Annotated in this window: 30 protein-coding genes; 16 read left to right on the top strand and 14 right to left on the bottom strand. The window is 63.0% G+C overall.

Features of this window, described 5'->3' with window-relative positions; all coding sequences use genetic code 11:
• The first annotated feature begins 111 nt into the window (after positions 1-111).
• From NKH60_RS11350 to NKH60_RS11330, 5 genes are all read left to right on the top strand, one after another.
• Positions 112-330 carry a hypothetical protein gene (locus NKH60_RS11350; RefSeq protein ID WP_352472892.1) on the top strand — a complete coding sequence of 73 codons (219 nt, stop codon included), beginning with the start codon at positions 112-114 and terminating at the stop codon, positions 328-330.
• A gap of 26 nt (positions 331-356) precedes the next feature.
• Positions 357-794: a GFA family protein gene (locus tag NKH60_RS11345; RefSeq protein ID WP_352472893.1), complete on the top strand. Its 438-nt coding sequence runs from the start codon at positions 357-359 to the stop codon at positions 792-794.
• Positions 795-942: 148 nt separating this feature from the next.
• Positions 943-1,101, top strand: a complete 159-nt coding sequence (locus NKH60_RS11340) for a hypothetical protein (protein ID WP_023716639.1) — start codon at positions 943-945, stop codon at positions 1,099-1,101.
• A 125-nt stretch (positions 1,102-1,226) separates the two neighbouring features.
• The gene (locus NKH60_RS11335; protein ID WP_352472894.1) at positions 1,227-1,406 is read left to right on the top strand and encodes a hypothetical protein; all 180 of its coding nucleotides are present in this window, start codon (positions 1,227-1,229) and stop codon (positions 1,404-1,406) included.
• A gap of 3 nt (positions 1,407-1,409) precedes the next feature.
• Positions 1,410-1,628 (top strand): hypothetical protein, encoded by a 219-nt coding sequence (locus NKH60_RS11330; protein ID WP_352612137.1) that lies wholly within the window; start codon positions 1,410-1,412, stop codon positions 1,626-1,628.
• Between the two features lie 43 nt (positions 1,629-1,671).
• Here the strand turns inward: NKH60_RS11330 and NKH60_RS11325 are convergent, their stop codons facing one another.
• Positions 1,672-1,932, bottom strand: coding sequence for a hypothetical protein (locus NKH60_RS11325; RefSeq protein ID WP_352502195.1), 261 nt, complete (start codon positions 1,930-1,932; stop codon positions 1,672-1,674).
• A 447-nt stretch (positions 1,933-2,379) separates the two neighbouring features.
• On the opposite strand from NKH60_RS11325, the gene NKH60_RS11320 reads away from it, so the two are divergent.
• From NKH60_RS11320 to NKH60_RS11280, 9 genes are all read left to right on the top strand, one after another.
• The gene (locus NKH60_RS11320; protein WP_352612139.1) at positions 2,380-3,096 is read left to right on the top strand and encodes a GntR family transcriptional regulator; all 717 of its coding nucleotides are present in this window, start codon (positions 2,380-2,382) and stop codon (positions 3,094-3,096) included.
• Positions 3,096-4,190, top strand: coding sequence for an LLM class flavin-dependent oxidoreductase (locus NKH60_RS11315; RefSeq protein ID WP_352612700.1), 1,095 nt, complete (start codon positions 3,096-3,098; stop codon positions 4,188-4,190). Before NKH60_RS11320 ends, NKH60_RS11315 begins: the two co-directional genes overlap by 1 nt.
• Positions 4,190-4,735 carry a flavin reductase family protein gene (locus tag NKH60_RS11310; RefSeq protein WP_352502197.1) on the top strand — a complete coding sequence of 182 codons (546 nt, stop codon included), beginning with the start codon at positions 4,190-4,192 and terminating at the stop codon, positions 4,733-4,735. The genes NKH60_RS11315 and NKH60_RS11310 overlap by 1 nt, the downstream gene beginning before the upstream one ends.
• 80 nt (positions 4,736-4,815) lie before the next feature.
• Positions 4,816-5,793, top strand: a complete 978-nt coding sequence (gene dctP, locus NKH60_RS11305) for a TRAP transporter substrate-binding protein DctP (RefSeq protein WP_352612141.1) — start codon at positions 4,816-4,818, stop codon at positions 5,791-5,793.
• 78 nt (positions 5,794-5,871) lie between these two features.
• Positions 5,872-6,384, top strand: coding sequence for a TRAP transporter small permease (locus tag NKH60_RS11300; protein WP_352612143.1), 513 nt, complete (start codon positions 5,872-5,874; stop codon positions 6,382-6,384).
• Between the two features lie 3 nt (positions 6,385-6,387).
• The gene (locus NKH60_RS11295; RefSeq protein ID WP_352612145.1) at positions 6,388-7,698 is read left to right on the top strand and encodes a TRAP transporter large permease; all 1,311 of its coding nucleotides are present in this window, start codon (positions 6,388-6,390) and stop codon (positions 7,696-7,698) included.
• A 26-nt stretch (positions 7,699-7,724) separates the two neighbouring features.
• Positions 7,725-8,438 (top strand): hypothetical protein, encoded by a 714-nt coding sequence (locus tag NKH60_RS11290; RefSeq protein WP_352612147.1) that lies wholly within the window; start codon positions 7,725-7,727, stop codon positions 8,436-8,438.
• Between the two features lie 42 nt (positions 8,439-8,480).
• Positions 8,481-9,239, top strand: a complete 759-nt coding sequence (locus NKH60_RS11285) for an HpcH/HpaI aldolase family protein (RefSeq protein WP_352612149.1) — start codon at positions 8,481-8,483, stop codon at positions 9,237-9,239.
• Between the two features lie 12 nt (positions 9,240-9,251).
• Complete coding sequence (locus NKH60_RS11280) at positions 9,252-10,208, top strand: C-terminal binding protein (protein ID WP_352502202.1); 957 nt, start codon at positions 9,252-9,254, stop codon at positions 10,206-10,208.
• A gap of 212 nt (positions 10,209-10,420) precedes the next feature.
• Here the strand turns inward: NKH60_RS11280 and NKH60_RS11275 are convergent, their stop codons facing one another.
• The 8 genes from NKH60_RS11275 to NKH60_RS11240 form a co-directional block, all read right to left on the bottom strand.
• Complete coding sequence (locus NKH60_RS11275) at positions 10,421-10,900, bottom strand: MaoC/PaaZ C-terminal domain-containing protein (RefSeq protein ID WP_352502203.1); 480 nt, start codon at positions 10,898-10,900, stop codon at positions 10,421-10,423.
• 1 nt (position 10,901) lies between these two features.
• Positions 10,902-11,978 carry a Gfo/Idh/MocA family protein gene (locus NKH60_RS11270; protein ID WP_352612152.1) on the bottom strand — a complete coding sequence of 359 codons (1,077 nt, stop codon included), beginning with the start codon at positions 11,976-11,978 and terminating at the stop codon, positions 10,902-10,904.
• A complete protein-coding gene (locus NKH60_RS11265; RefSeq protein ID WP_352502205.1) occupies positions 11,971-12,300 on the bottom strand; it encodes an L-rhamnose mutarotase in 330 nt (109 codons plus the stop codon). Before NKH60_RS11265 ends, NKH60_RS11270 begins: the two co-directional genes overlap by 8 nt.
• A 9-nt stretch (positions 12,301-12,309) precedes the next feature.
• Positions 12,310-13,422, bottom strand: coding sequence for a mandelate racemase/muconate lactonizing enzyme family protein (locus NKH60_RS11260; RefSeq protein ID WP_352612154.1), 1,113 nt, complete (start codon positions 13,420-13,422; stop codon positions 12,310-12,312).
• Between the two features lie 4 nt (positions 13,423-13,426).
• Positions 13,427-14,524 carry an ABC transporter ATP-binding protein gene (locus NKH60_RS11255; RefSeq protein ID WP_352612156.1) on the bottom strand — a complete coding sequence of 366 codons (1,098 nt, stop codon included), beginning with the start codon at positions 14,522-14,524 and terminating at the stop codon, positions 13,427-13,429.
• A 1-nt stretch (position 14,525) separates the two neighbouring features.
• On the bottom strand, positions 14,526-15,392 hold the full coding sequence (locus NKH60_RS11250; protein WP_352612158.1) for a carbohydrate ABC transporter permease: 867 nt from the start codon (positions 15,390-15,392) through the stop codon (positions 14,526-14,528).
• Between the two features lie 2 nt (positions 15,393-15,394).
• Positions 15,395-16,291: a carbohydrate ABC transporter permease gene (locus NKH60_RS11245; RefSeq protein ID WP_352612160.1), complete on the bottom strand. Its 897-nt coding sequence runs from the start codon at positions 16,289-16,291 to the stop codon at positions 15,395-15,397.
• Between the two features lie 142 nt (positions 16,292-16,433).
• Positions 16,434-17,753 carry an ABC transporter substrate-binding protein gene (locus NKH60_RS11240; protein WP_352612162.1) on the bottom strand — a complete coding sequence of 440 codons (1,320 nt, stop codon included), beginning with the start codon at positions 17,751-17,753 and terminating at the stop codon, positions 16,434-16,436.
• Positions 17,754-17,910: 157 nt separating this feature from the next.
• On the opposite strand from NKH60_RS11240, the gene NKH60_RS11235 reads away from it, so the two are divergent.
• On the top strand, positions 17,911-18,699 hold the full coding sequence (locus NKH60_RS11235) for an IclR family transcriptional regulator (protein WP_352612164.1): 789 nt from the start codon (positions 17,911-17,913) through the stop codon (positions 18,697-18,699).
• A gap of 67 nt (positions 18,700-18,766) precedes the next feature.
• A complete protein-coding gene (locus tag NKH60_RS11230) occupies positions 18,767-19,603 on the top strand; it encodes an amidohydrolase family protein (RefSeq protein WP_352612166.1) in 837 nt (278 codons plus the stop codon).
• Positions 19,604-19,669: 66 nt separating this feature from the next.
• Here the strand turns inward: NKH60_RS11230 and NKH60_RS11225 are convergent, their stop codons facing one another.
• From NKH60_RS11225 to NKH60_RS11205, 5 genes are read right to left on the bottom strand one after another with little or no spacing between them, the layout of a single operon-like run.
• Entirely contained in the window at positions 19,670-20,635 is a 966-nt protein-coding gene (locus NKH60_RS11225; protein WP_352612168.1) for an ABC transporter permease, read from the bottom strand.
• Between the two features lie 5 nt (positions 20,636-20,640).
• Positions 20,641-21,591 (bottom strand): ABC transporter permease, encoded by a 951-nt coding sequence (locus NKH60_RS11220; RefSeq protein WP_352612170.1) that lies wholly within the window; start codon positions 21,589-21,591, stop codon positions 20,641-20,643.
• Positions 21,588-22,331: an ATP-binding cassette domain-containing protein gene (locus NKH60_RS11215; RefSeq protein ID WP_352612172.1), complete on the bottom strand. Its 744-nt coding sequence runs from the start codon at positions 22,329-22,331 to the stop codon at positions 21,588-21,590. Before NKH60_RS11215 ends, NKH60_RS11220 begins: the two co-directional genes overlap by 4 nt.
• The gene (locus NKH60_RS11210) at positions 22,324-23,061 is read right to left on the bottom strand and encodes an ATP-binding cassette domain-containing protein (protein ID WP_352872131.1); all 738 of its coding nucleotides are present in this window, start codon (positions 23,059-23,061) and stop codon (positions 22,324-22,326) included. The genes NKH60_RS11215 and NKH60_RS11210 overlap by 8 nt, the downstream gene beginning before the upstream one ends.
• 55 nt (positions 23,062-23,116) lie before the next feature.
• Positions 23,117-24,304, bottom strand: coding sequence for an ABC transporter substrate-binding protein (locus NKH60_RS11205; RefSeq protein WP_352612176.1), 1,188 nt, complete (start codon positions 24,302-24,304; stop codon positions 23,117-23,119).
• Positions 24,305-24,315 lie beyond the last annotated feature (11 nt).

Raw genomic sequence — 24,315 nt, 5'->3', positions numbered from 1 at the left:
GCATGCATAAGAACCCGCCGTAAGGCTGAATGTTCCGGGCCGGGTCCGTTCCGTCTCGCCGGAACCATTTCCGCCATCGTTTGTTCGGCCCGAAGAAAGGAGCCGCGCGAAATGGAGCGACGTAACGCGTTAATTGCGATGGTGATTTCGGCCATCATCATCGTCGGCTTTCTCATCGGCTTTTTGTACGGCGATATGGGCTGGCGAACTTCGCCGCTCAAAAGAGCCCCTGAGCAGAACCAGGGTGGCAATGCTCCGGCCGACACCTCGCCTGCCGCCGGCATCAAGAAGAACCCCAAGGAAAATACCGAAATGCCAGGCCAGCAATGAGTGAGACTCAGCAATGAAGGCAGGCAATGCCACGAACTGAAACGGGGTCCTGTTTTTGCGGCGCCATAACGGCGGAGATGCGCGGCGAGCCGTTCTGGATTTGCTCCGATCACGATGACGACTGCCGCAAGGCGATAGGAAGCCCGCTAACGGTGTGGGTCGGCTATCGGCCTTCTGAATTCACATTGCTCACCGGCACGCCCAAGACCTTTTCGAAAACCCCCGGCGTGCTCCGGTCCTTCTGTGCGGATTGCGGAACATCGATCGGCTATGTCGACCAGGGCCTGCCCGACGAACTCTATCTGTCGATCGGCTTTCTCGACCACCCCGAACGGTTTCCGCCGCAGGCCCACGCATATTGGGACATGAGGCTTCCCTGGGTCGACTTTCCAGACGAGCTGCCGCGGGTGGGAAGGTATTCGAGGCGGCGCGATCCCGCTTTCGGAAATCCGGCGGACCGCTAGCCTGCTGCCCGCTTGCAGGTGGAAAACGTACCGTTCGCAGTTTCGTACGAATACGACAATTGGCGCGCGGCCGAAAACGCGCAATTATAGGCCAATGGGCCGCCGTTTGGATGACAAGCTCGATTGCAAGGCGTGCGGGACGATCCTGATGGAAATTCCCGACAACCCGAAGGATTCGACGCCGATCTATTGCAGCAATTGCGGCGCCTATCTCGGCGAATGGGGCGATCTGCAGGAGGATTTCTTCAGGCAGGCGTTCGGTGCCCAGGCCTTCGATCTGAACAACGGAAACATCATCAAGAAATAATCCTGGATCCCGCCGGCCAAGCCACGGCCTGCGGGCCCGGCTATTCGCGGCAATTGCCGTTCGGACCGGGCCATCGGGAACCTTTCTCCCGAGCCGCTTGTTTGGGTGACGGAAGGAGAAACGCCATGAGCACAAAACCTCCCCCTGTGCCGCCGAAGAATCTGAGCCCAAAGGGCACCGGTGACAAAAAACCGGTAGCAGCCGACCAGGCACCGCAATCAGCTGTTCCGGATCCCGACAAGCAGGGCCAGCAAGGCAATACGAAGGTCAACACCACCCATCAAGGCAACGTCCAGGATCGCTAGGTCATGTCCACGTCGAAGAAGACTCCTGCCAGCATCCGCCAGGGCGGTCCCGGCGCCGCGCACGAAAACGCCAAGAAGCCGCTGAGCGTCGAAAAGCCGCCGGCCGACTCCGACCGTCGCAGCCACAGCAAGGTCTCCGGCGGCGGCGGCGAACACGACAGCCACCATACCCACGACCCCGAAAAGAAAGGCGACACCCGGCCCGCGCATCAGGACAAGTGAAGTCGTGCGGCGACGCGACGATCGGTGAGGTTCGAGCGAAGTGTCAGCGGGGACGGCGCGCCGAGGCAATCGGCACGACGTTGTCGACCACCGGCAAATCGAACAGCATCGGAAGCCCCCGCGTCGCGGCCATCTCCACGATCAGTTCTTCGATGGAGTGATCGGTCAGACGCGTCTCGACGCCCAGCCGGATCATCGCCGCCAGCTTGTGCACCGGCACCGGCACGGACTTCGCCCGGTCGTCGAGCAGCTTGCTGATTTCGATCACGACGTCGGCGTCGATATTCCTGGGCAAGTCTCGCATAAGCGCCTCCCCGCCAAACGAAACGAAAAGCCCGCCGCACCTTTCGATACGGCGGGCGATCCAGTGATGCGTACCGGCGAGGGGATCGGGGTGGGCGTGCCGGCGCGCGCAGATCGCAAGTAATTTTAGTTAAATCCGTCAACTTCGATGTGTCACGGAAAAACGTCTGTACGTTTTTTACCGAACCGCACGGATCGCTGGCTGTTCCCGCCGTCGCGCGGCGCGACCGTACGGATGGCGTGACCCTTTGCCCTCCGGACAGCGAACTCAAACAGTATACATTATAAACTTAAAACATCTTGCCAGGTGATCCAGCCTATGCTCCACTTGAGCCGGGAACACGGCTGATAGGTCGATTTCTGCCGACACGTGGCTGCATTTCAAACGGCACGACTGCGAGAACACAGCCTCAAACAATATACGAAATCTTCGCATGGGAAGGCGTGGATGACGGAAACGATAGAGCTCAAACGGGTTGGCGATGGCAATCTGCGTGCCCAGGTCTATCAACAAATCCGGCTGACGATACAGCATGGCGAATTGGCGCCTGGCCAGAAGCTCGTCGATGTCGATATTGCCGCCCAGCTCGGCATTTCCAGAATGCCTGTCCGTGACGCCTTGATGCAGTTGGTGCATGAGGGCTATCTCGTCGGCACGACACGCGGCTTCACCCTGCCCACGCTTACCGCGACGGATGTCGCCGACATCTTCGAGGTCCGCCGCCTGCTTGAGCCACGGGCCGCCGCGCACGCGGCACGGACACTTGACGCCGCTGGCCTCAAGACCCTGGCAGCCGCGCTTCGGGAGGCCGAGGCTGCGGCCGCCGCCGGTGATGCCGACCGCTTTTTCCAGGCCAATTCGGCATTCAGGAATTGTTGGCTCGGCGCCGTCGCGAACGAGCGCCTTTCCCAAACGATTGCAAGGTTCGCCGACCATGTGCTCGTCGTCCGCTTGAGGACGCTGTCGCACCAGCCGACGCAGGCCGTCATCGTTGCCGGCATGCGCGCAATCTATGAGGCATTCGTTAAGCGCGACGCCGTCGCCGCTTACGACCGCATGACCCACTTCATTCAGAACGCCGAGGAGCGTTTCACGAAGCTTAGCCCACCGTTTCAAAACTCCAACGGTGAAGGTGAGGGCATGTCGCGGCAGGGGAAAGCATGATCAGGAAGCAGCACCCGCTGAAAGGGCCGAACAGGTTCAAGCTCGGCGTATTTTCAATGAACGCCGATGGCGGCCTGGCAATGACCACCGTTCCCGAGCGCTGGCGCGCCCGCTGGGAAGACAACCTCAATTCCGCCTGTATCGCCGACCGCGCCGGCCTCGAGTTTCTGCTGCCGATCGCCCGTTGGCGCGGCTTCGGCGGTTTGACGCATGTGCGGGAATGGTCGTTCGAGACTTTCACCTGGGCGGCGGGCCTTGCTGTCGCCACCGAGAACATCGGCCTGTTCATGACGGTGCATGTGCCGCTGGTTCATCCGCTGCAGGCTGCAAAAGCGCTGGCGACGGTCGACCACATCTCCAATGGGCGGGCCGGCTTGAACATTGTCTGCGGCTGGAACCCCGACGAGTTCGCCATGTTCGGGCAAACGGTCGGCGATCGAACCTACGATCAAGCCGAGGAATGGATCAACATCATCGTGCGCGCCTATCAATCGAGGGAGCCGTTCGACTTCGGCGGCGAGTTCTATGATCTGAAGGGCGTCGTCAGCCGGCCGCCAAGCCTGCAGGCGCCGCGACCGGTGACCATGAACGCCGCCTTCGGCGCGCCGGGGCGCAACTACGCAGCGCGCCATTGCGATTATCTGTTTTCGACCTTTTCCGAAATTGCCGACGGCCGTGCGCATGTGGTCGACATCACCAACCGCGCGGCCGAAGTCGGGCGCGAAGTCGGCGTCTATACGGTTTGTCACGTCGTCTGCCGGGAGACCCAGCAGGAAGCCGAGGATTACTACCGGCACTACGCGTTGGAATGCGCGGACGAGGGTGCGGTCGACGAGCACATGCGCAAGAAGAAGGAATTCGCGAACTCGCACGATGCGAAGGCTTTCACCGAATATCGGCAAAGGTTCGCCGGGGGTGCCGGGACGTTCCCGCTCATCGGCACGCCGGAAACGATCGTCGACGACCTCACCGAGATCATGGAACAGGGTTATTCCGGCGCCGCCCTCACATTCGTCAACTACACCTACGAATTGCCCTTCTTCTGCGACCGCGTGCTGCCGCTGATGCGCCAGGCCGGGCTTCGAGTAAATTGATGCCGGCGGCCGCCATTCCGACGCCGTGGGTGGATGGGCACGACGCCATCAATCCGCGCGCGTTCAAGCAGGCTATGCGGGCCGTGGCGGGCTCGGTCGCCATCCTCGCGTCGGAACATGACGAGATCGGTTTTTGCGGCATCACGGCGACGGCTCTCTGCTCGTTCAGCGCCGAGCCGCCGTCGCTGCTGGCTTGTGTCAACCGCGGCAGCACCTTTGCCTCGGTCATTCACGAAGGTTTGCCGTTTTCGGTCAATCTTCCCGCCGGCGACCAGGAGAACGTTGTACGTGCCTTTGGCGGCATGACCAAAGCCAAGGGCGCCGCGCGGTTCTCGTCCGGATCATGGGTGCGTGGCGAAACCGGCGCGCCCTTGCTTGTCGGCGCACGGGCAATATTCGAATGCCGGGTGGCCGAAATCATCGTGCGGGCATCGCACATGATCGTCATCGGCATCGTGTCGGGCGTTGCGCTGGACCGCGCTCATCGATCGCCGGTCTTCTACGCGCATGGGCGGTTCCTGACAGTAGGAGATGATGCCAACTAACCGCCGTTCACGCGGCGGCGCGGCGATTGCAATTTTAGATCGAACCCGATCATGGACGAACTATCAAAGGGAGTATGGCAATGCGCATTTGGAAATCCCTTGTTCTGGCTGCACTCATGTCGGGTGTGGCGGGTAGCGCCGCGGCCGAAGAGGTCGTCCTCAACGCCGTGCATTTTACGCCGACGCAGAACGGCTACGCGCAGAGCTTCCTGAAGTTCGTTCAGAAGGTGAACGAAAAGGGCAAGGGCGTGGTCCAGATCAACGTCCGTGGCGGGCCGGAGGTCATTCCGCCGATCCAGCAGGGCGCGGCGCTCAGGAGCGGCCTGATCGATGTGATCGACACACCGGCAGGGCAGTTCCTCGAACTCGTGCCCGAAGGCGAGGTTTTCTCCGCATCGACGAAGACGCCGTGGGAGGTCCGCGACAATGGCGGCTGGGATTTCATCAGCGGAATTTTCGAGAAGAAGGCCAATGCCCACCTGCTGGCGCATGTCGACGCGGGCTCGGGCTTCAACGTCTTCACCGTCGACGAACCCAAGCTCAACAGCGAAGGCAGCATCGACTGGGGCAGCCTGAAAATCCGCTCGTCGCCGCTCTACCGCGATTTCCTTGAATCCTTGGGCGCAACGGTGATCGTGCAAGCGCCGGGGGATGTCTATACCTCGCTCGAGCGCGGCGTCGTCAATGCCAACGCGTATACGGTGTTTGGCTATGCGTCGTTCGGCTGGGACAAATTCACCAAATACCGTGTCGACCCGCAGTTCTTCAAAACCGACGTGCTGATCTCGATCAACAAGGCCAAATGGGACACGCTGTCGCCCGAAGCGCAGAAGCTGCTTGCCGACGCGGCCGTCGAATACGAGCGCGCGAGCTATGACGCCAACCTTGCCCAGTCCGAAAAACAGGCACAGGCGATGATCGACGGCGGGCAGAAGGTGATCAGCTTGACCGGCGCCGGCCGCGACAAATTCCTGGCGGCTGCCACGCAGGCGAGCTGGGCGAGAATGGCCAAACGCGATCCCACCAGCATCGATCAGTTGAAGAAATTCTTCCAGTAGCCCGAGCCGAGGGTGCCTTGCGTGCCCTCCATCAAAGCTGGGCCAAGGAGGCAAAGGTGGACATGAGGGTCGTCGGGAATGGACAGATCGTTTGCAGTGATTGGGAAGCTGAGCCTTGCGTTGGCGGCGGCGGCAAAAGTGGTGCTTGGCCTCATCATCGTCGCGGTGGTTGCTGATGTGTGCGTCCGCAATCTGGGCCTGAGGCCGCTTGCCTGGGCGGTGTCGGCGACGGAATACGGCCTGCTTTACGCGGCATTTCTGCCGATGCCATGGCTGGTCCACAGCAAGGGCCATGTCTTCGTCGAGTTCCTGCGCCAGGCGCTGCCGGTGCGGGCACGGGCGGTGCTTGAAAAGCTGGTCTATCTCGCCTGCATCGGCGTCAGCCTCTACCTCGGCAGCGTCGCTCTGTCTTCGCTGACAAGTGCCGTTGCGGGCGGCGAATACGAAACGCGCAGCTTCGATATGCCGAAATGGCTGGTCTTTCTGCCCATCATGCTCGCCTTCTATCTCTCGGCGCTGGAATGGCTCAGATATCTGCTCGGCCGTGACACGCTGTACACGCTCGATCCGCTGGAAATGGAAGGGCTCTGACCGGTGGCCTGGCTGTTTCCATTCGCCGTGCTCGTTGGCACCATCCTGGTGTTGATGGGCCTTGGGCTGCCGGTCGCCTTCGCGTTCTTCGTCACCAATGTGATCGGGCTGTATCTGTTCTTCGGCGGCTCGATCGGCGTGACGCAGATGGTCGCCAACTTCTCCGACGCTGTCTCGACCTACGCGCTTGCCCCGCTGCCGATGTTTCTCGTCATGGGCAGCCTGTTCTTCCGCTCCGGCCTCGGCGAGAAGGTCATCTACGCGCTCGACCTGTGCATCGGCAATCTGCGCGGACGCCTCGCCTATGTCGTGCTGGCCGCCGGCACGATCTTTTCCGCGCTGTCGGGCTCGAGCCTCGCCAATACCGGCATGATGGGCTCGCTGATGGTGCCCGAGATGCTGAAGCGGGGCTACAAGCCGCACATGGCCTACGGCCCGGTGCTTGGCGCCGGAAGCCTTGCCGTCATCATCCCGCCATCCTCGCTGGCCGTCTTGCTCGGCTCGCTGGCCCAGATCGACGTCGGCGCGCTGCTCATAGCGGGGGCTCTGCCGGGACTGCTGCTCGTTCTCATGTACGCGGCGCTGATCTTCGCGCAGACAAAGATCGATCCGGACGCCGCTCCGCACTATCCGGTGCCCGCCGTCCCCGCGGCCGAGAAGGTGAGGGCGGTCGCCGTCAACATCATTCCGATGAGCGTCATCGTGTTCATGGTGGTCGGCACGATCATCCTTGGAATAGCGACCCCGACCGAGTCGGCAGGCCTCGGCTGTGCCGCTGTCTTCGCCTTGTTGTTTGTCTACCGGCGGTTCAGCTGGTCGGTTGTCTGGAAGTCGCTGGACGATGCGATGAAGGTCACCGGCATGACCTTCCTGATCATCTCGGCTTCGACGACGTTCTCGCAGATATTCGCCTTCTCCGGCGCCTCCAACGGCTTTATCCAGTTCATCGTCGGCTACGATCTTGGACCGTATCCCATGCTGCTCATGATGGTGCTCGTCATCCTGCTGCTCGGCATGTTCATGGATCAGGTCTCGATGATGCTGATCACGCTGCCGATCTTCCTGCCGATCGCCCAGCAATTCGGCTACGAGCCGGTATGGTTCGGGCTGATCCTGCTGCTCGCCTACGAGGTCGGCTTCACCACGCCGCCGTTTGGTCTGCTGCTGTTCATCATGATCGGCGTTGCGCCGAAAGGCACATCGCTCAAGACGGTTGCCATGGCTGCGGCGCCTTACATCGCGCTGACGCTTCTGCTGATCCTGCTGATTGTCCTCTTTCCGCAGATCGCTCTCTTTCTTCCGAACTTGATCTAGTCGAACTCGATCCAGCAGGTGTCCACATGCGCTTTGCCTATCTTGCTTTCTTCCATGATGACCGCGAGGCAAATTTGGCCATCGCCGGTGAAGACGTTGACGCCGTGCGGCGTGTGATTGCTTCAACGCCGGGCCTTGGGCTTGCAAATATCTATCTGCCCGAAGTGGCGACGGACATGTTCAACAACGATGGTCCACCGCCGGTCTTTGGCTTCCAGCTCTATTTCGACGAACTGGCGGACATGGAGGCGGCGCTGGCGCCGTCCGGCCATCTGCAGGCGCTTGCCGCACCTGGTATGCTGTCGAGCATCGCCGGTTCGAGGCCGACGCAACAGGCAATGTGCGTGCGTCCGTTTCCCGTCGACGACGCTGGCGTCAAGACGTCCGGGCTGCCCTGCAGCTATCTTGTCCACTATCCCGGGCCGGCCGAAGACATGAATGCCTGGCTCTACCACTATGTGACGCATCATCCGCAATTGATGCGGTGCTTCCCCGGCATTCGCCACATCGAGGTTCTGTCGCGACTGGATTGGTGCGGTTCGCTGCCCTGGCCGCGGATCGACCATATGCAGCGCAATCGCGTCATGTTCGACAGTCCCGCTGCATTGACGCACGCGCTGCAATCGCCGGCGCGGCTGGAGATGCGCGCCGACTACAAGACCTTCCCGCCGTTTTCAGGCGGCAGCGGGCATTTTCCGATGTCGACGGAAGCCGTGCATCCTTCGTCAAGGGCCACATAGGCAAACAGGTTTTTGCCGACGCCGAAAATTTCTGGAGATTTCATGTACGACTTTCGCAAGAAATGTATCTCTCTCGATCGCCTCATCGGCACCTTCTGCGCCATCCCGCACCCTGTGGCGGTCGAAGTGGCCGCCGCCAGCGGGGTCGATTTCCTGTGCATCGACTGGGAGCATTCGCAGATCGGCCGCGAACGGCTCGAGGATCTGATCCGCGCCGCCGATGTCCACAAGGTTCCCGCGATGGTGCGCGTTCCCGGCCACACGCCGGAGTGGATGGCCGCCGCGCTCGACGCCGGCGCGTCGGGTGTCCTGGTACCCCGCGTCTCCACGGCCGAGCAAGCGCGCGTGGCGGTCATGGCCTGCCGGTACCCGCCGGTCGGCGCCCGCGGTGTCGGCCCGGGCCGCGCCGCCGGTTATGGCTACAGGATTCCGGACTACCTCAACTCGGCCAACGATGTCCTGACGGTCGCCATCCAGGTCGAGACGGTCGAAGGGCTCGCCAACATCGACGACATCGTCCAGGTCGACGGCGTCGACGTGATCTTCATCGGTCCCGGCGACCTGTCGGTTTCGATCGACGCCATGGGGCCGGCCGGCCAGGACAAGCTCAATGCAGCGATTATGAGGATCGCGGCCGCGGCGCGCACGGCCCGCAAGGCCGTCGGCATCTTTCGCCCTTCGGCGGATGATGTCGGCAAATGGTCGCGGCACGGCATCAGCTTCTACATGCTGGCCAGCGACACGATGTTTCTCGGGGCCGGCCTTGCCGCCGGCGTCGCCTCGGCGCGCAGCGCCTCATAGCAAGAGTTTGCCATGAAGATCATCAAGACCGACGGTGTGCTGTCAGTCGAGGAGGAGCAGCTGCGCTACCTCGACGGCTTGAACGTCGAATTTGTCGAAAAGACGCTGCTCACGGAAGATGCCCTGATCGAACACTGCCGCGACGCCGACGCATTGATGGTATTGCGGGAGCCGATCACGGCTCGCGTTTTGGCGGAACTGAAGAGGCTCAAGGTCATCGGGCGGTTCGGCGTAGGGCTCGATTCGATCGACGTCGAGGCTGCCAGCCGTGCCGGTGTTCAGGTAACCTACGTGCCGGACGCCAATCTGGTTGAAGTCAGCACCCACGCCATGGCCCTGATCCTGGCCTTGACGCGCAGGCTGAAGCAGTTCGACAGCGCGGTGCGCGCCGGCCGCTGGGTTGCAATGACCGATGGCGCCGGCATCACACGGCCCGACAGGCAGATCCTCGGCCTGATCGGCTTCGGCCAGATCGGGCGGCTGACTGCCGAGCGGGCGCGGGTCTTCGGCTACCACATCATCGCCTACGATCCGCATATGCCGGCCGAGCGCATCGCGGCCGGTGATGCCGAACCGGTCGGCTTCGACGAGTTGCTGGCCAGGGCCGACATCGTCTCGCTGCACGTTCCAGCGACACCGGAGACCAGAAACATCATGTCGGCGCAAGCCCTGTCGCGGATGAAGAAAGGGGCGATACTCATCAACGTGGCCCGCGGCGGCCTGGTCGACGAGGTTGCATTGGCGGACGCGATCCGGCGCGGCCATCTGGCAGGCGCCGGCATCGACACGTTCGAGCGGGAGCCGCCTTCGCCCGACAATCCGCTGCTGGCGCTGGACACCGTCCTGGTCAGTCCACACGCGGCGCACTACTCGACCCAGTCTTACGCGGAGGTTCGCAACAAGGTGTTTGCCGATGTCGCATCAGTCCTGCGCGGCGGCAAGCCTGTATATCCGGTCAACCGGATATGACCAATTCCCGATGTCGGCACCACCTCTATCCGCCTGCTCCGCGGAACCCAAGTCCTGCAAGTCGGGGTTCGCAGGGCGATAAGGGGCAGCGCAACCTGTCGCGATTTATCCGGTTTGCCACATTTTGTTCTTGCTTTGTGCCGGCAGCTATGCTACTAATTTGCGTATGGTGATGATTCACCGAGGACCCGCCGCAAGGCGGTTTTTTGTCTTTAGGTTTCAGCGTCATCTGTCGAGGCTCTGCTCGGCTTGTCGCGACGCTCGACGATGTAGATGTGATCAGCGACCAGCACCACGTCGCCATGCTGGTTGATCACCTCGCAGCGCTCGACGACCCGGCCTGAATCGGGTCGCTTCGGGTCGTCTTCCCTAGCCGAGATGGTGGTGCGGGTCCTGATCGTATCGCCGATGAACACCGGCTTGATGAAGCGCAGCCGGTCGTAGCCATAGGAGAAGGCAACCGGGTTGACGACGCTGGCCGTCAGCCCGACGCCGACCGAAAACACCAGCGTGCCGTGGGCGATGCGCTGCCCGAACGGCGTCGTCTTCATGAACTCGGCGTCCATGTGGTGGGGAAAGAAATCACCGGTATGGCCGGCATGGACGACGAAGTCGGTCTCGGTGATGGTGCGCCCGCTGGTCATGCGCGACGAGCCGATCCGGTAGTCCTCGAAATAGACTGTCTGCTCCATGTCAGGGCCTCGCCGCTATCGGTGTTGCCGGCGCCGCGCTCGATCGGTAGGCGGCTTCGACCAGCGCCATGGTGTTCCAGCCGTCCTCGACGGAACTGACAAGCTCGGCGTCCTCGCCCGACGCGTAGCGCTGGACATTGGCCATGCGGCCGGCAAAGGCGTCCGGAAACCATGCGCCGACGAGTGGAACCGCAATCCAGTCCGTGCCGCCTTTGGGGTAGATTTCGAGAATGTCCGGCTCGCCGCGCGGATAGTCGAGGTTGACGCCCAGTTTGAGGTAAGCGGCGCCTTCGGTGCCGCAGATGCGGAATTCGCAGGCCTGGTGTTTTCGACCGAATTTGTGATCGTGGTTGATCGACAGTGCACAGCGCACCGTGTCGCCATAGTCGAGGATCGCGCTGGTGCGCGTTTGCGCAACCTTGTGGCCGGGATGGCCGAGTGTCTTGGCGTGAACCCCCTTGGGGTCGCCGAGCAATTGCCGGATCAGGTCGAGATAATGGATCGAATGCATGGCGATCTCGACGCGCGGCGCCCGCAACAGGAATTCCCAGAGCTGCCAGGGTGTCGCCAGCGCAAGCCATGCGTCGAAATCGACCACTTCGCCCAGCCAGCCCTTGGCGATCGCATCCCTGAGCGCCAGCATCATCGGCGCGAAGCGCAGCTGGAAATTCACCGCCGCTTTCAGATCTTTGGCGCGGCAGATTTCGAGGATCTCGGTCGCCTCGGTGAGATTGCTGCCCATCGGCTTCTGGATCAGCGCCACCGCACCATCGGGCAACGCCCTGAGCACGCCGGCATGATGAGCCGGCGGCGTCGCCAGATCGAAGACGGCGTCCTTGATTGACGCAGCTTCCTCGACCGACCGGTAAGCGGCGACGCCCCATTTCTGCGCCAGTTTTTCCGCCTTGGGCAGGTCGGGGTCGAACAGCCCGGCAACCGGAAAACCGGCTTTCCCATAGGCCGGGAAATGCGCATCGCCGACGATCGAGCCGGCGCCGAAAATCACGATCGGCCTGGGCTTTGACGGCTGTGCCCAGGCCTGGGAAAGCGAGGCAGGATCGAAAATGTCATCAGTCATAATGGAAGACTTCGTCCATCGACGCCCACCACTCGCCGTCCTTGCGGGTCGGCAGCGGCTCCTGGCATGGCATGCAGAGCGCCCACCATTCCTGCGTCGTGGGATCGGCGGCCATCTTCGCCATGTCGGCGGCATAGTCGGTGCCGTGGTACTCAAAGGTGCTGAACAAAAGGTGCTCCGGCTCCCTCAGATAAATCGAATAATTCTTGATGTTGCAGGCGGAAATCATCTTGAGGACGTCCGGCCAGACGGCAGCGTGAAGCCGCACATACTCGGCGACTTTCTCCGGCTTGAGGCCGAGCACCATTCCCATTCGCTGCATGTCCGCCTCCTACTTCACTATCGCCATGGTGAATTCCGCGATGCTCTTCGACTTGATTGCATCCCAGTCCCAGTCGATGCCGATGCCGGGCTCGTCCGGCGCCAGCGCGTGCCCGTCCTCGATACGCATTTTCTTGCCGGTCAGCTCGTCGAGCTGGGGAATATACTCGACATATCTGCCGTTCTGAACGGCGCATGTCAGGCTGACATGCAATTCCATCAGGAAATGCGGGCAGACCGGTATGTCGAACGCCTCGGCTGCATGCGCCACCTTCAGCCACGGCGTGATGCCGCCGATGCGGCCGACATCGACCTGCACGATCGAGCACGCGCCCTTCTGCATATATTCGCGGAAATGCCGGATCGAGTAGAGCGACTCGCCGACGGCGATCGGCGTCGACGTCGCATTCGACAGGCGGATATGGCCGTCTATGTCGTCGGCCGGCAACGGTTCCTCGATCCAGGCGAGATCGAGTTCACGCAAGCGCTCGGCCCGGCGGATCGCCTCGTCGACCGAAAAGCCCTGGTTGCAGTCGGTCATGATCTCGTAGGAGTCTCCAACCGCCCGGCGCACCGCCGTCAGCCGGGCAAGATCCTCGGAGCCGTGCGGCTTGCCGATCTTGACCTTCGAGCCGCGAAACCCCTTGGCCTTGGCGGCCAGCGCATCCGCGACCAGCGCCTCGGTTTCGATATGCAGCCAACCGCCTTCGGTCGTGTAGAGCGGGCAGCGGTCCTTGGCGCCGCCGGCCAGCTGCCACAGCGGCAGCCTCTGTTTCCTGGCCCGCAGGTCCCAAAGCGCAGTGTCGATGGCCGCCAGCGCGATTGCCGTGATCGCGCCGATCGTCGTGGCATGGGTGGCGAACTCCAGCTCGTGCCAGATCGCCTCGATCATGTCGGCGTCGCGGCCGATCAGCCGCGGCGCAAGGTGGTCGGCCAGCAGCCGCATCACCGAGGAGCCGCCGGTGCCGATCGTATAGCTGTAGCCGGTGCCGACCGCGCCGTCGGCGTCGGTGATGGTGACGATCGGTGTTTCCTGGCTGACAAAACTCTGGATGGCATCGGTGCGCTTGACCTTCGGCACCAGGTCGACCATCCGCAGTTCGATTTTCTCGATCTTTGCCATGGTTTTAACCTCGCAATGTCTTGCCCGTTTCAGCAGAAAACAGATGGGCCTGCGACAGGTCCAGGCTCATCTTGACCCGGTCGCCGGCTTTCAGCGGCTTTGGGTTGAGCATCCGCGATACCCAGTCGCTGCCGTTGAATTCGGCGAACACCAGCGTCTCGTTGCCGAGCGGCTCGGTGACGGTCACCGGCAACTCCACCTGGTGGACGTCGACGTCTTCGCCGGAGCTGATGCCATGCCCGGTCGGATAGATGTCGTCGGGCCTGAGGCCGAACACGACTTTGTCGCCGGCCTCGATATTGGCCTTGAACTGGCTGGGCAAAGGCAGCCTCTCGCCGCTGGCGAACAGCAGCTGTCCGTCGTCGACAACCGCCTCATGCAGATTCATCGGCGGCGAGCCGATGAAGCCCGCGACGAAGCGTGTCTGCGGCCGGCGGAAGACCTCGTCGGGTGTGCCGACCTGCTCGATGAAACCGTCACGCATGATGACGATGCGGTCCGCCAATGTCATCGCTTCGACCTGGTCATGGGTGACGTAGATCACCGTCGACCGGACCTTGGCGTGCAGCTTCTTGATCTCGGTGCGCATCTGCGTCCGAAGCTTGGCGTCGAGATTGGAAAGCGGCTCGTCGAACAGGAAGACGTCGGGATCGCGCACGATGGCGCGGCCCATGGCGACGCGCTGGCGCTGTCCGCCCGACAGCTGCGATGGCCGGCGGTCGAGCAACTGGTCGAGGCCGAGAATGCCCGATGCTTCGGCGACGCGACGGTCCATTTCTTCCTTTGCGGCGCCGGCTATCTTGAGCGAGAAGCCGAGGTTTTCGCGCACCGTCATATGCGGGTAGAGCGCGTAGGACTGGAACACCATCGAGATATTGCGCGAGCGCGGCGGCAGATCGTTGACCGTGCGGCCGCCGATCTCGATGATCCCGTCGCTGATCGCCTCGAGGCCGGCGATCATGCGCAGGGTTGTCGACTTGCCGCAGCCGGACGGCCCGACCAGCGCGATGAATTCGCGGTCGGCGACCTCGAGATCGATGCCGTGCACCACCGCCACCGGGCCGTAGCTTTTGGTGAGGTTCTTGAGCGATACGGTTGCCATGTCAGCCTTTCACCGCGCCGGAAGTGAGGCCGCCGACGAGATGTTTCTGGACGATGAAGGTAAGCGTGAGCGCCGGTATGACCATGACCACGGCGAGCGCGCACATGCCGCGCCAGTCGATGGTGAATTCGGCCGTATAGTCGAGCAGGCCGACCGGCAGGGTCTTGGAGTTGATCGAGCGCGTCAGCTGCGAGGCGAGCGCGAACTCGTTCCAGGAGGTGAGGAAGGCAAAGATGCCGGCCGAGGCGATGCCAGGCCCGGCGAGTGGAAACTCGACCTGCCAGAAGGCCTGCCAGCGCGTGCAGCCGTCGATCTGCGCGGCTTCGGCGAGATCTTTCGGCACCTGGCGGAAAAAGCCGTCGATCAGCCAGACGGTGAACGGCACGTTGAGCGCGACATAGACCAGGATCAGCCCGAAATGCGTGTCGATGATGCCGAGCCGCGCAAAGACAAAGAACAGCGGCAGCGACAGCGCCATGCCGGGCACCGTGCGCGTCAGCATCAGGCCGAGGAACATCGCCGACTTGGCGCGAAAGCGGTAGCGCGCAAAGGCGTAGCCGCCGGCCATGCCGATGACGATGGCGATCACCGTCGAGGTCACCGAGATGATCAGCGAATTGCGGAAGTAGTCGAGCACCGGAATGCCGCCCTGGCCGACGCCGCTGAACATGGCGATGTAGGCGTCGAGCGAGAGTTGCTGCGGGATCCACACCGGCGGCTTGGCCATGATTTCGACGGTCGGCCGCAGCGACGACAGCACGATCCAGATGCCGGGCAGGCAGATGACCAGCATGGCCAGGAACAGTCCGATGCCGTGAACGATTCCGAGCGCTTTGTTGCCGACGCGATGCAGGCTGTTCTGGTCCATCCTCACCACTCCGCCGCGATCTGCGTGCGCGCTGCGGCGAGCTTGCGGTAGAAATAGACGGTGAACAGGATCGACAGCAGGATCGAGAAATAGGCCATGGCATTGGCCAGGCCCATCCTGGCATCGCCATAGGCGGTGCGGGCGACCAGTGTCCAGACCAGTTCAGTGCGGCCGGCGGGGCCACCGTCGGTCATGATCTTGACGATGTCGTAGGCGCGCGCGACGTCGAGTGAGCGGATGGTCATGGCAATGAAAGCAAACGGCATGATGAACGGCCAGGTGACATAGCGGAATGTCTGCCACGGCGTGCAGCCGTCGACGCGGGCCGCCTCGACCGGTTCGCGCGGCATCGCCAGCAGCCCGGCCAGGATCAGGATCGCGAACACCGAGGTCGACGACCAGATCTCGGCGATCAGGATGGCGATGAAGGCGAGATTGCCATCGATCAGCCACGGGATGGCGCGATCTGTCAGGCCGAGCCCCTGCAGGGCGTTGTTCACCAGGCCGATATTGTCGTTGAACATGAATTTGAACTGGAAGCCGACGAGGATCGGCGAAAACATCATCGGAAACATCATGATGGTGCGCAGGATCCGCTGGCCGCGCGACGCTTTCTCCACCAGCAGCGCCAGCCCGAGCCCGATCAGCATTTCCAGGTTGAGCGCCACCGTCAGCAGCACCACGGTGCGGGCAAAGGCGACCCAGAAAGCGCGGCTGGTCAGGATGGCGACGTAGTTGCGCGCGCCGATGAAGACCCAGAACGTCTCCGGCCTGGTCAGCCGGAACGGCGTGAAGCTGGAATAGAGCGAAAGCAGCAGCGGCACCACCACCACCGCCGCCAGAACGATCACCGCCGGCAGCAGGAGCAGCAATGGCGGCGAAGGTCTCCAGCCTTTCATGGCGATCCGGTTCTGGTTGGTGCCCGGACACCGAAGGCCGCCATCGGCGAGCTGGGATCAAGACAAAGCGGGTTGCGCATGGTTCGTAAATAGTTCGGGGACGCCGCTCTTCGATGAGCGCGGCGCCCCCTTGGGAGAATGGTCAAAGCTTGCCGGCGTCCTCGAGGATTTGCGTGGCCTTGGCGGCAGCGTCGTCCAGCGCCTGCTTGGAGGTCTTGTCGCCCAGGATGGCGGCCTGCAATTCGGGATAGACGGCGTTGGAGATTTCGATCCATTCAGGTGTCTGCGGCACGGCAAAAGCGTGCTTTGCCTCTTCCTGGAAGGCCGCCAGCACTTCCTTCTTGTAAGGATCGCTGGCCGCCTGCTGAATGTCCCAGTCCCACACCGCCGTGCGGGTCGGCAGTGGGCCGCTTGCCGCCTCGAGCTTCTGGCTGTCCTCATTGGTCAGGAACCAGACCAGCGACGCCGCGGCCTCCTTGCTGGCGCAGTTTTCGGTGACCGAAAATCCGTGGTGCCCCGACCAGCCGGTGCGAATGCCGGCCGATCCCTTCGGCGCCACCTTCACGCCGACATTGCCGGCGACCTTCGACGACTTCGGATCGTTGAAGAAGCCTGCCCAGCCCGGCCAGTCGAGGTTGATGGCGACGGTGCCCGAGGCAAAGCCCTGGCCGAGATCGTCCCACAGATAGTTGGTGGTGCCGGCCGGCACCGCCTTGGCCTTGTAGAGATTGACGAACCAGTCGAGCGCGTGCACGCCGGCTTCCGAGTTGAAGGCCGCCTTGCCATCCTTGTCGAGGTATTCGCCGCCGTCGGCGATGAGCATCTCGTAAAAGCGGCCGTTGATCGCCTCTTCCTTGCCGGCGAACTGGGTGCCGTAGAAATCGGGCGGGCTGGCGAAGAATTCCGCCTGCTGGGCGACCTCGTCCCAGGTGTCGGGCGGTATCAGATCCTTGCCGTACTTGGCCTTGTAGGCGGCCTTCTTGGCTTCGTCCTGGTAGAGGCTCTTCTGGTAATAGAGCGCCGAGACGTCGAACTGCGCGCGCGGCAGCATCACCAGCTTGCCCTCGAGCGTGGAGGCCTTGATCGTCGACGGCACGAAGGCGTCGATCTCCTCCTTCGGCAGCAGCTTGTTGAGATCGGTGTAGATATCAGGATATTGCGGCGCGAAGGACGAGTGGTTCGACCCGACGCACCAGTTGATGCTGCCGGAGGCGATGTCCGACTTGATCTCCTTGTCGAGCTCGAAGTGGTTTTTCTTCGAGATCACGTTGACCTTGGCGCCGGTCAGTTTTTCCCATTCGCCGATGCGCGCGTACAGCCCTTCATATTGCTGGCCGCCGATCAGCTTGGCGTCGATGGTGACGCCGTCGAATTTACCGGGCAGGTCGGCAGCAAGGGCAGCACTCGCACCCAGTGCGAGCAGCGTTACGCCGGCCGACAGGCCGCAAAACAGTTTCGTCATCGGTATCCTCCCAAGAGTCTGCGTCGATCGCGTAGTGAGGTCGATCGGCAGGCTCATTCATATACAAACAAAATATTTATAAGATCGTCAAGCCGAAAGTTCTTCCGGAAGCAACCGTTATGCGTATATGAAATATGAAATTCACTGGAGAAGCCCAATGGCAGAGGACGAGGAAGACGACCGCTATCGAGCCCCGGCGTTGGACAAGGGGCTCGACATTCTCGAGCTGCTGGCCGGCGTCGACGGCGGCCTGACGCAGGCGGAAATCGCCAAGAAACTCGACCGCAGCCCGAACGAGTTCTATCGCATGCTGGATCGGCTGGTGCGGCGCGGCTATGTCACGCGGCCGGATGGCGACCGTTACTCGCTGACGCTCAAGCTGTTTGGCCTGGCGCAGCTGCACGCGCCGGTGCGCCGGCTGGCTTCCTACGCGACGTCGCTGATGCGCGAACTGGCCGAAACCACACAGCAGGCAAATCAGCTCGTCGTCTTCGACCGCGGTTCCGCGGTGGTGATCGCACAGCAGGAGGCGCCGGATTACTGGGGCATCTCCATCCGCGTCGGCTCGCATATCAGCCTGTTCGACACCGGGTCCGGCCATGTGTTGCTGGCGTTCCGCCCGCCGGAAGAGCGGCAGATGATGATCTCAGAACATCTGCGCAGCACCGACAAGCCGCCGCAATCGCCGGAATTCTTCGCCCGCCTCGACCAGATCCGGGAACGCGGCTACGAGATGATGGCGTCGATGCAGACGGCAGGCGTGTTCAACCTGTCGACACCCGTTCTCGGCTCGGACGGCAAGGCGATCGCCGCACTGTCGATCCCCTACATAACCCTGGTCAACGCACCCAAGGCGCCCGACATTACGAGGACGATTGAGCTGCTGCTGGCAGCGACCGAAAAGCTGTCGCAACTGGCGGGATCGACCGTCAAGCAATCAAGATGAATTCTTATTTGAATGAAGAATTTCTCCGTGAGATGATCTCGAAGTCGCCAAGGAGGAGCGCGCCATCATGATCTTCGACACCCATCTGCACCTGATCGACCAGTCCGCGCTGCGCTATCCCTGGCTGGCCGATGTGCCGGCGCTCAACCGCGATTTCTCCTACGACGAATATGCACTCCAGGCCCGCCGCGCCGGCATCGAGGGCGCATTGCATATGGAGGTCGATGTCGATCCTGCCGACATCGAGGCCGAAACCGGCCGTGTCAAAGCGCTGTCGCGGGAGAAGGCCAGCTTGCTGCGGGGGGCAATTGCCTCCTGCCGTCCGGAAGAGCCCGGCTTTGCCGCCTATCTCGAGCGCCAGCGCGCCGATCCTTTCGTCAAGGGCTTTCGCCGCGTGCTGCACGTCATGCCGGACGAGCTTTCGGAGGGCGCGCTGTTTCGTGAAAACATCAAGCGGCTAGCCGGCAGCGGCCTGACCTTCGACCTCGTCGTTCTGCCGCACCAGATCCCCAAGGCGATCGCACTCGCCGACCTCGCGCCAGATGTGCAGTTCGTGCTCGACCATTGTGGCGTGCCCGACATCAAGGGTGGTGCCGAGCACCCCTGGCGCGAGCACATGGCGGAGATCGCGCGGCGCCCGAACGTCGTCGGCAAAATTTCCGGTGTGGTCGCCTATGCGGATGCCGGATCCTGGACTGTCGAAACGCTGCGTTCCTATGTCGAGCACACCATCGAATGCTTCGGCTGGGACCGCGTTGTGTGGGGCAGCGACTGGCCGGTCTGCACGCTTGGCGGCGGGCTTGCGACCTGGGTGGCGGCAACGCACGCGCTGCTCGCCGGTGCAAGCATCGATGAGCGGCAAAAGCTGCTCTCCGGCAACGCCAAGCGGCTGTGGAGCTTGTAGAGCATTTTGCAGCCAAGTGGGATCACTTGGCGTCGCGCATATGCGGCTAAAACGAATAAGGTAGCCTCAGATCGTCGCCGACACGTGCCGCTCGCGACCGTAGAGCGAAACCAGGAGCACGATGACCAGGCCAAGTGCCGCCTGCACCGTCGAGGGCCGGAAGCCGAGGCCGATCAGCAGCGTGTTGATCTCCGTCAGCACCAGCACGCCGGCAATGGTGCCGAAATAGCTGCCGCGGCCGCCGACAAGGGCGGCGCCGCCGACCACCACTGCCGCGATCGTCTGGAACAGATAGGGCTGGCCGACATCGCCATAGGCAGAGCCGGTGAAGCCGAGCAGCAGCACGCCGGCCGCGGCGGCGAAGAAGGCGCTCGCGGCATAGGTCACGGTCCACATGCGGACTGGATCGATCAGCGCCAGCGGCGCAGCACCTGGATTGCTGCCTAGGGCGTAGAGACGGCGGCCGTATGGCGTGCGCGCCAGCACCAGCGCCACCAGCAAGGTCAACACCAGTACGCATGGCACCAGCCCCGGCACCGGCAGCGGTCCGACCGAACCGCCGATCGAAACGAAGGCGGAAACCGCGGCAGGCGCCGATCCGGATGGAAAGCCACCGGTCCACAACAGGACGGCACCTTGCACGATCATGCCGATGCCGAGCGTGACGATCAGCGGGTGGATGTCGAGCCCGCGCGAGATCAGGCCGTTCAGCGCCCCGATCAGTATGGCGAGCGCGACGACGACTGCGCAGACAAGGGCAAAATTCCAGCCGACGCCGTAGAGCTGTGCGGCAACGACATTGGCAAAGCCGATGATGAAGGGGATCGACAGATCGATACCGCCCAGGATTACGACGAGGGTCTGGCCGATCGATGCCACCGCCAGCAGCGAGGCGATCACCAGCAGCGCCCGGACGGCGAACGGCTGGGAGTAGCCCGGGATGAGCAAGGTGCCAAGGAGATGCAAGGCGACAGCGACGGCAAAGGCACCGGCGACGCGGGCATTGGTGGACTGGAACCAGTTCCGGCTCATGCTTCTCAGCCTTTCCGTCCCGAGAGCCGCTCCTGCAGCGCCGTCATGATGACGGCCACAACCAGGATCGTGCCATAGGCGATCTGCAGCACATAGGTGGAGACGTTGAACGCGGTCAGCACGCTCTGCAGCAGGAAGATGTCGACAGCGCCGATGGCGGCGCCGGCGAGCCCGCCGCGCCCGCCGGCAAGGCTGACGCCGCCGAGCGCCACCGCGGCAATCGCGATCAGCGTGTAGGTCGGCCCGATATTAGGGTCGGCCGAACCGATCAGGGCGGTCAGCATGAGGCCGGCACAGGCGGCAAGTATGCCGGTCATGACATAGGCTATGAAACGTACTTTGGTGACTGGAACGCCGGCCGTGTAGGCGGCGCGGTCGTCGCTGCCCACCGCCATCAGCTGGTCGTAATAAGGCGTCTGTCGCACCAGCCACCAGAACAGCAAGATCAGCGCCAGCGGCAGTGCCGACCAGGGTCCGGCCATTGCCTTCAGCCAGCCCGGCGCCGGGCCGATCGGCGCCGGCAGGACGGTCAGCGTCATGCCGGTGAGGATCAGATAGGTGCCGAGCGTTGCGACGATCGGCTGGATGCGGACGATGGTCGCCAGAAAGCCGTTGGCAGCGCCGACGATCGCGCCGATCAGAAGCGCCGCCGGCACGATGACCAGCGGCGAAGATATGCCAAGCCTGAGGAACAGCACCTGGATCACCATCGCATTGACGAAGCCCATCAATGGCCCGGCGGAAATGTCGATGCCGCCGCGCCCGGCGAGGATCACTGGAGCCGAGGCGACCGCTGCGCCGATCAGCGGCGCGGCGAGCCCGATCAGCGCGCCCCAGGCGGCAGGATGGAAGCGCGCCGGATTGAGCAGCAGATTGACCGCGATCAGGATGGCCAGCAGCACTGCCGCAAAGCCAGCGCCGCGCCATCGCGCCGCCATGCGCCGCAACCCGCTCATGCCGCGCGCCCGAACATGGCGGCGATCACCGTATCGCTTTTCATCTCGTCTCCGGTGATTTCAGCCGCCACCTGCTGTTCGCGGAACACCAGCACGCGATGGCAAAGCAGCAGGATCTCCTCGATCTCGCTCGACAGGATGACCAGCGCCATGCCGTCCGCCGCCAGTCCACGAAACACATCGTAGAGGACATGGCGCGTCGCCACGTCGACACCGCGCGTCGGATCGTTGAGGAGCAGGATCGCCGGTTCCAGCGCCAATGCACGGGCCAGCAGCACCTTCTGCTGATTGCCGCCGGAAAGCGTGGTGATCGGGGCGTCCGGCCGTGGCGCGATGATCGACAGTCTGTCCCGATAGCGTTCATAGCGCTGCCGCCGCGCGGCGAAGCTGAGCAGGCCGAAACGCATATCGCGCGACAGCGTCGAGACGGCAAAATTGTCGAGCACCGATTGGGTCGGAAAAATGCCGGTGGTGCGCCGGTCGCGCGGCAAATAGGCGATGCCGCCGGCGACCGCCTTGCGGAAATTGGTGATCGCGCGCGCTCCGGTTGGCGCCTCGACGGTCACCTCGCCGCCGGCCGGGCGTTCCAGGCCGGCCAGCACTTTCAGGAACCGCTCCTGTCCGTGGCCGTCGAGGCCGGCAAGGCCGACGATCTCGCCCGGCGCAATGGTTTGTGTCATGGGGCTTGCGCTCGGCGCGATCACCAGGCCACGCACCGAAAGGCTGGCGCGATCAGCCATGCGCCAGCTCCGCCGCCGTGCGTGGCGCCATCGCGCTGAGAAGTTCGGATGCGGTGGACGTGTCGCGTTCCTCAGTCGTCACCACGCTGCCGCCGCGCAGGACGGAAATCCGGTCCGAAAGCGACATAACCTCGTCCATGCGATGGGTGATGAACAGGATCAGGCAGCCTTCGGAGGCAAGCTTGCGCATCATGGCAAAGACCGCCTCGCGATCGGCAAAGTCGAGCGCAGCCGTAACCTCGTCAAGGATGAGAATGCGCGGGCTGCGCACCACGGCGCGGGCGAGCACTACCAATTGCTGAACCGCAAGCGGCAATTGCCCGGCCAACTGGTCGAGCGGGATCTCGGTCACCGCGAAGCGCTTCAGCACCGCTTGCGCGCGTTGCCGCCGCTCGGCGCGCGGCACGGTGCGCGTCAGCAGGCCGTCGAGGCCGAGCAGGATATTGTCCGTCACCGAACGGTCAGGCGCGATCAGCACTTCCTGGAACACGGTGGCCAATCCGGCGGTCTGGAACGCTGCCGGCGAGAGGCCGGTAAAGGGCGCTCCGTCGAGCAGGATCGCGCCGCTGTCCGGCTGGACTATCCCCGACAGCAGCTTGACCAGCGTGCTCTTGCCCGAACCATTCTCGCCCAGGATGGTGTGGATCGTGCCGGCGCGGAATGCGATTGAGGCATTGGCCAGCGCAATCGTTTCGCCGTAGCGTTTCGAGATGGCCTGGACTTCCAGCATGAGCAATCCTGATAGAGAAAGCCGGCACCGCCCGTGCGGAGCCGGCCTTCGTATCCTACTTGGCGCAGGCGTCCGGCACCTTCGAATAATCCCAGCCCTTGGTGGGTGCCGGATTGGCGAAGTAGGCATCGAGCCATTCCTCCGGCATCGGATCCTTCGGCGGGACCGGGAAGATCGAGACGGCGTCCGGCGTCATGCAGTCCTTGTACCAGGCGCCGAGGTCGGCATTGTGGACCGGCGGAATCGGGATCAGCAGCGTATTGAGCTTCGGCCTCTGTCCGTCGAGCATGCGCACGCCGACACGAAACAGCGTCTCGGCCGTCCAGTGCGGCAGAACCGCATGGCCTTCGAAGCGGTATTTGTCGGGATTGGCCTTCCAGTAGCCGAGCGCATCGCCGGTGATCGAGCCGGTGATCAGCGGGGCAGGGCGGCCGGCCTCGGCAAAGGCCTCGGCGACGACGCGGCTTTCGCTGCCCGTCGTCCACACTGCATCGATCGGCGCCGGATTGGTGGCGATCGCCTGCAGCACCGCCGTCTTGGTGACGTTGGCCGTCCAGTTGCCGTTGACGCTGCGCGAGACCTTGAGCTTTGAATTTTCGGCCAGCGCCTTGTCGGCGCCCTGGCGCTCCTGCACGACGATCGGGTGACCGGCAATGCCTTCGACCAGAAGCACGCTACCGCCGTCCGGCATTGCTTTGCCGATCGCCGTCGTCATGTCGTAGCCCCAGCGCGCATAGTTGGAATCGACGTTGATGGCATTCGGGCTGGTCACCGACCCAGCTGCCGTGATGAAGGGGATGCCGGCTTTGGCTGCGGCATCGATGGCATCGTCCAGCGCCGTCGCCGAGCCGGGGATCGAGGTGATGATCGAGCATTTCTTGTCGATGAAGGCGCGGATCTGGTTGATCTGCTGACTGGCGTCGTTGTTGGAATCCGACACCTCGAAGCTCGCCACGGTGCCGTCGGCGATCAGGCCGTCGACCAGCCGCTTCAACTCCTTGGTCACGGTGACGCGCCACGGATTGCCCTGGTAGGACTCGGAGTGGCACCATTTCCATGGCTTTGGCGGCGGCGTGAAATTATCCCAGGCCGACGGCAGCACCTTTTGCGGCGCGCCGTCATATTGTGCCTTCAGTTCGGTCGGCAATCCAGCAATCACGCCCGAAACGTCTTGAGCGCAGGCTATGGTCGTGACCGATGCAAGTGCGGTTGCGGCCATAAGGCCGCGGATCAGGCTGTTCATGTTCTCCTCCG

It is taken from the genome of Mesorhizobium sp. M1006 (assembly GCF_040318825.1).
Taxonomy (GTDB): domain Bacteria; phylum Pseudomonadota; class Alphaproteobacteria; order Rhizobiales; family Rhizobiaceae; genus Mesorhizobium.
Note: the sequence above shows the minus strand (reverse complement) of the source record. Positions and strands in the feature narration are given on the sequence as shown.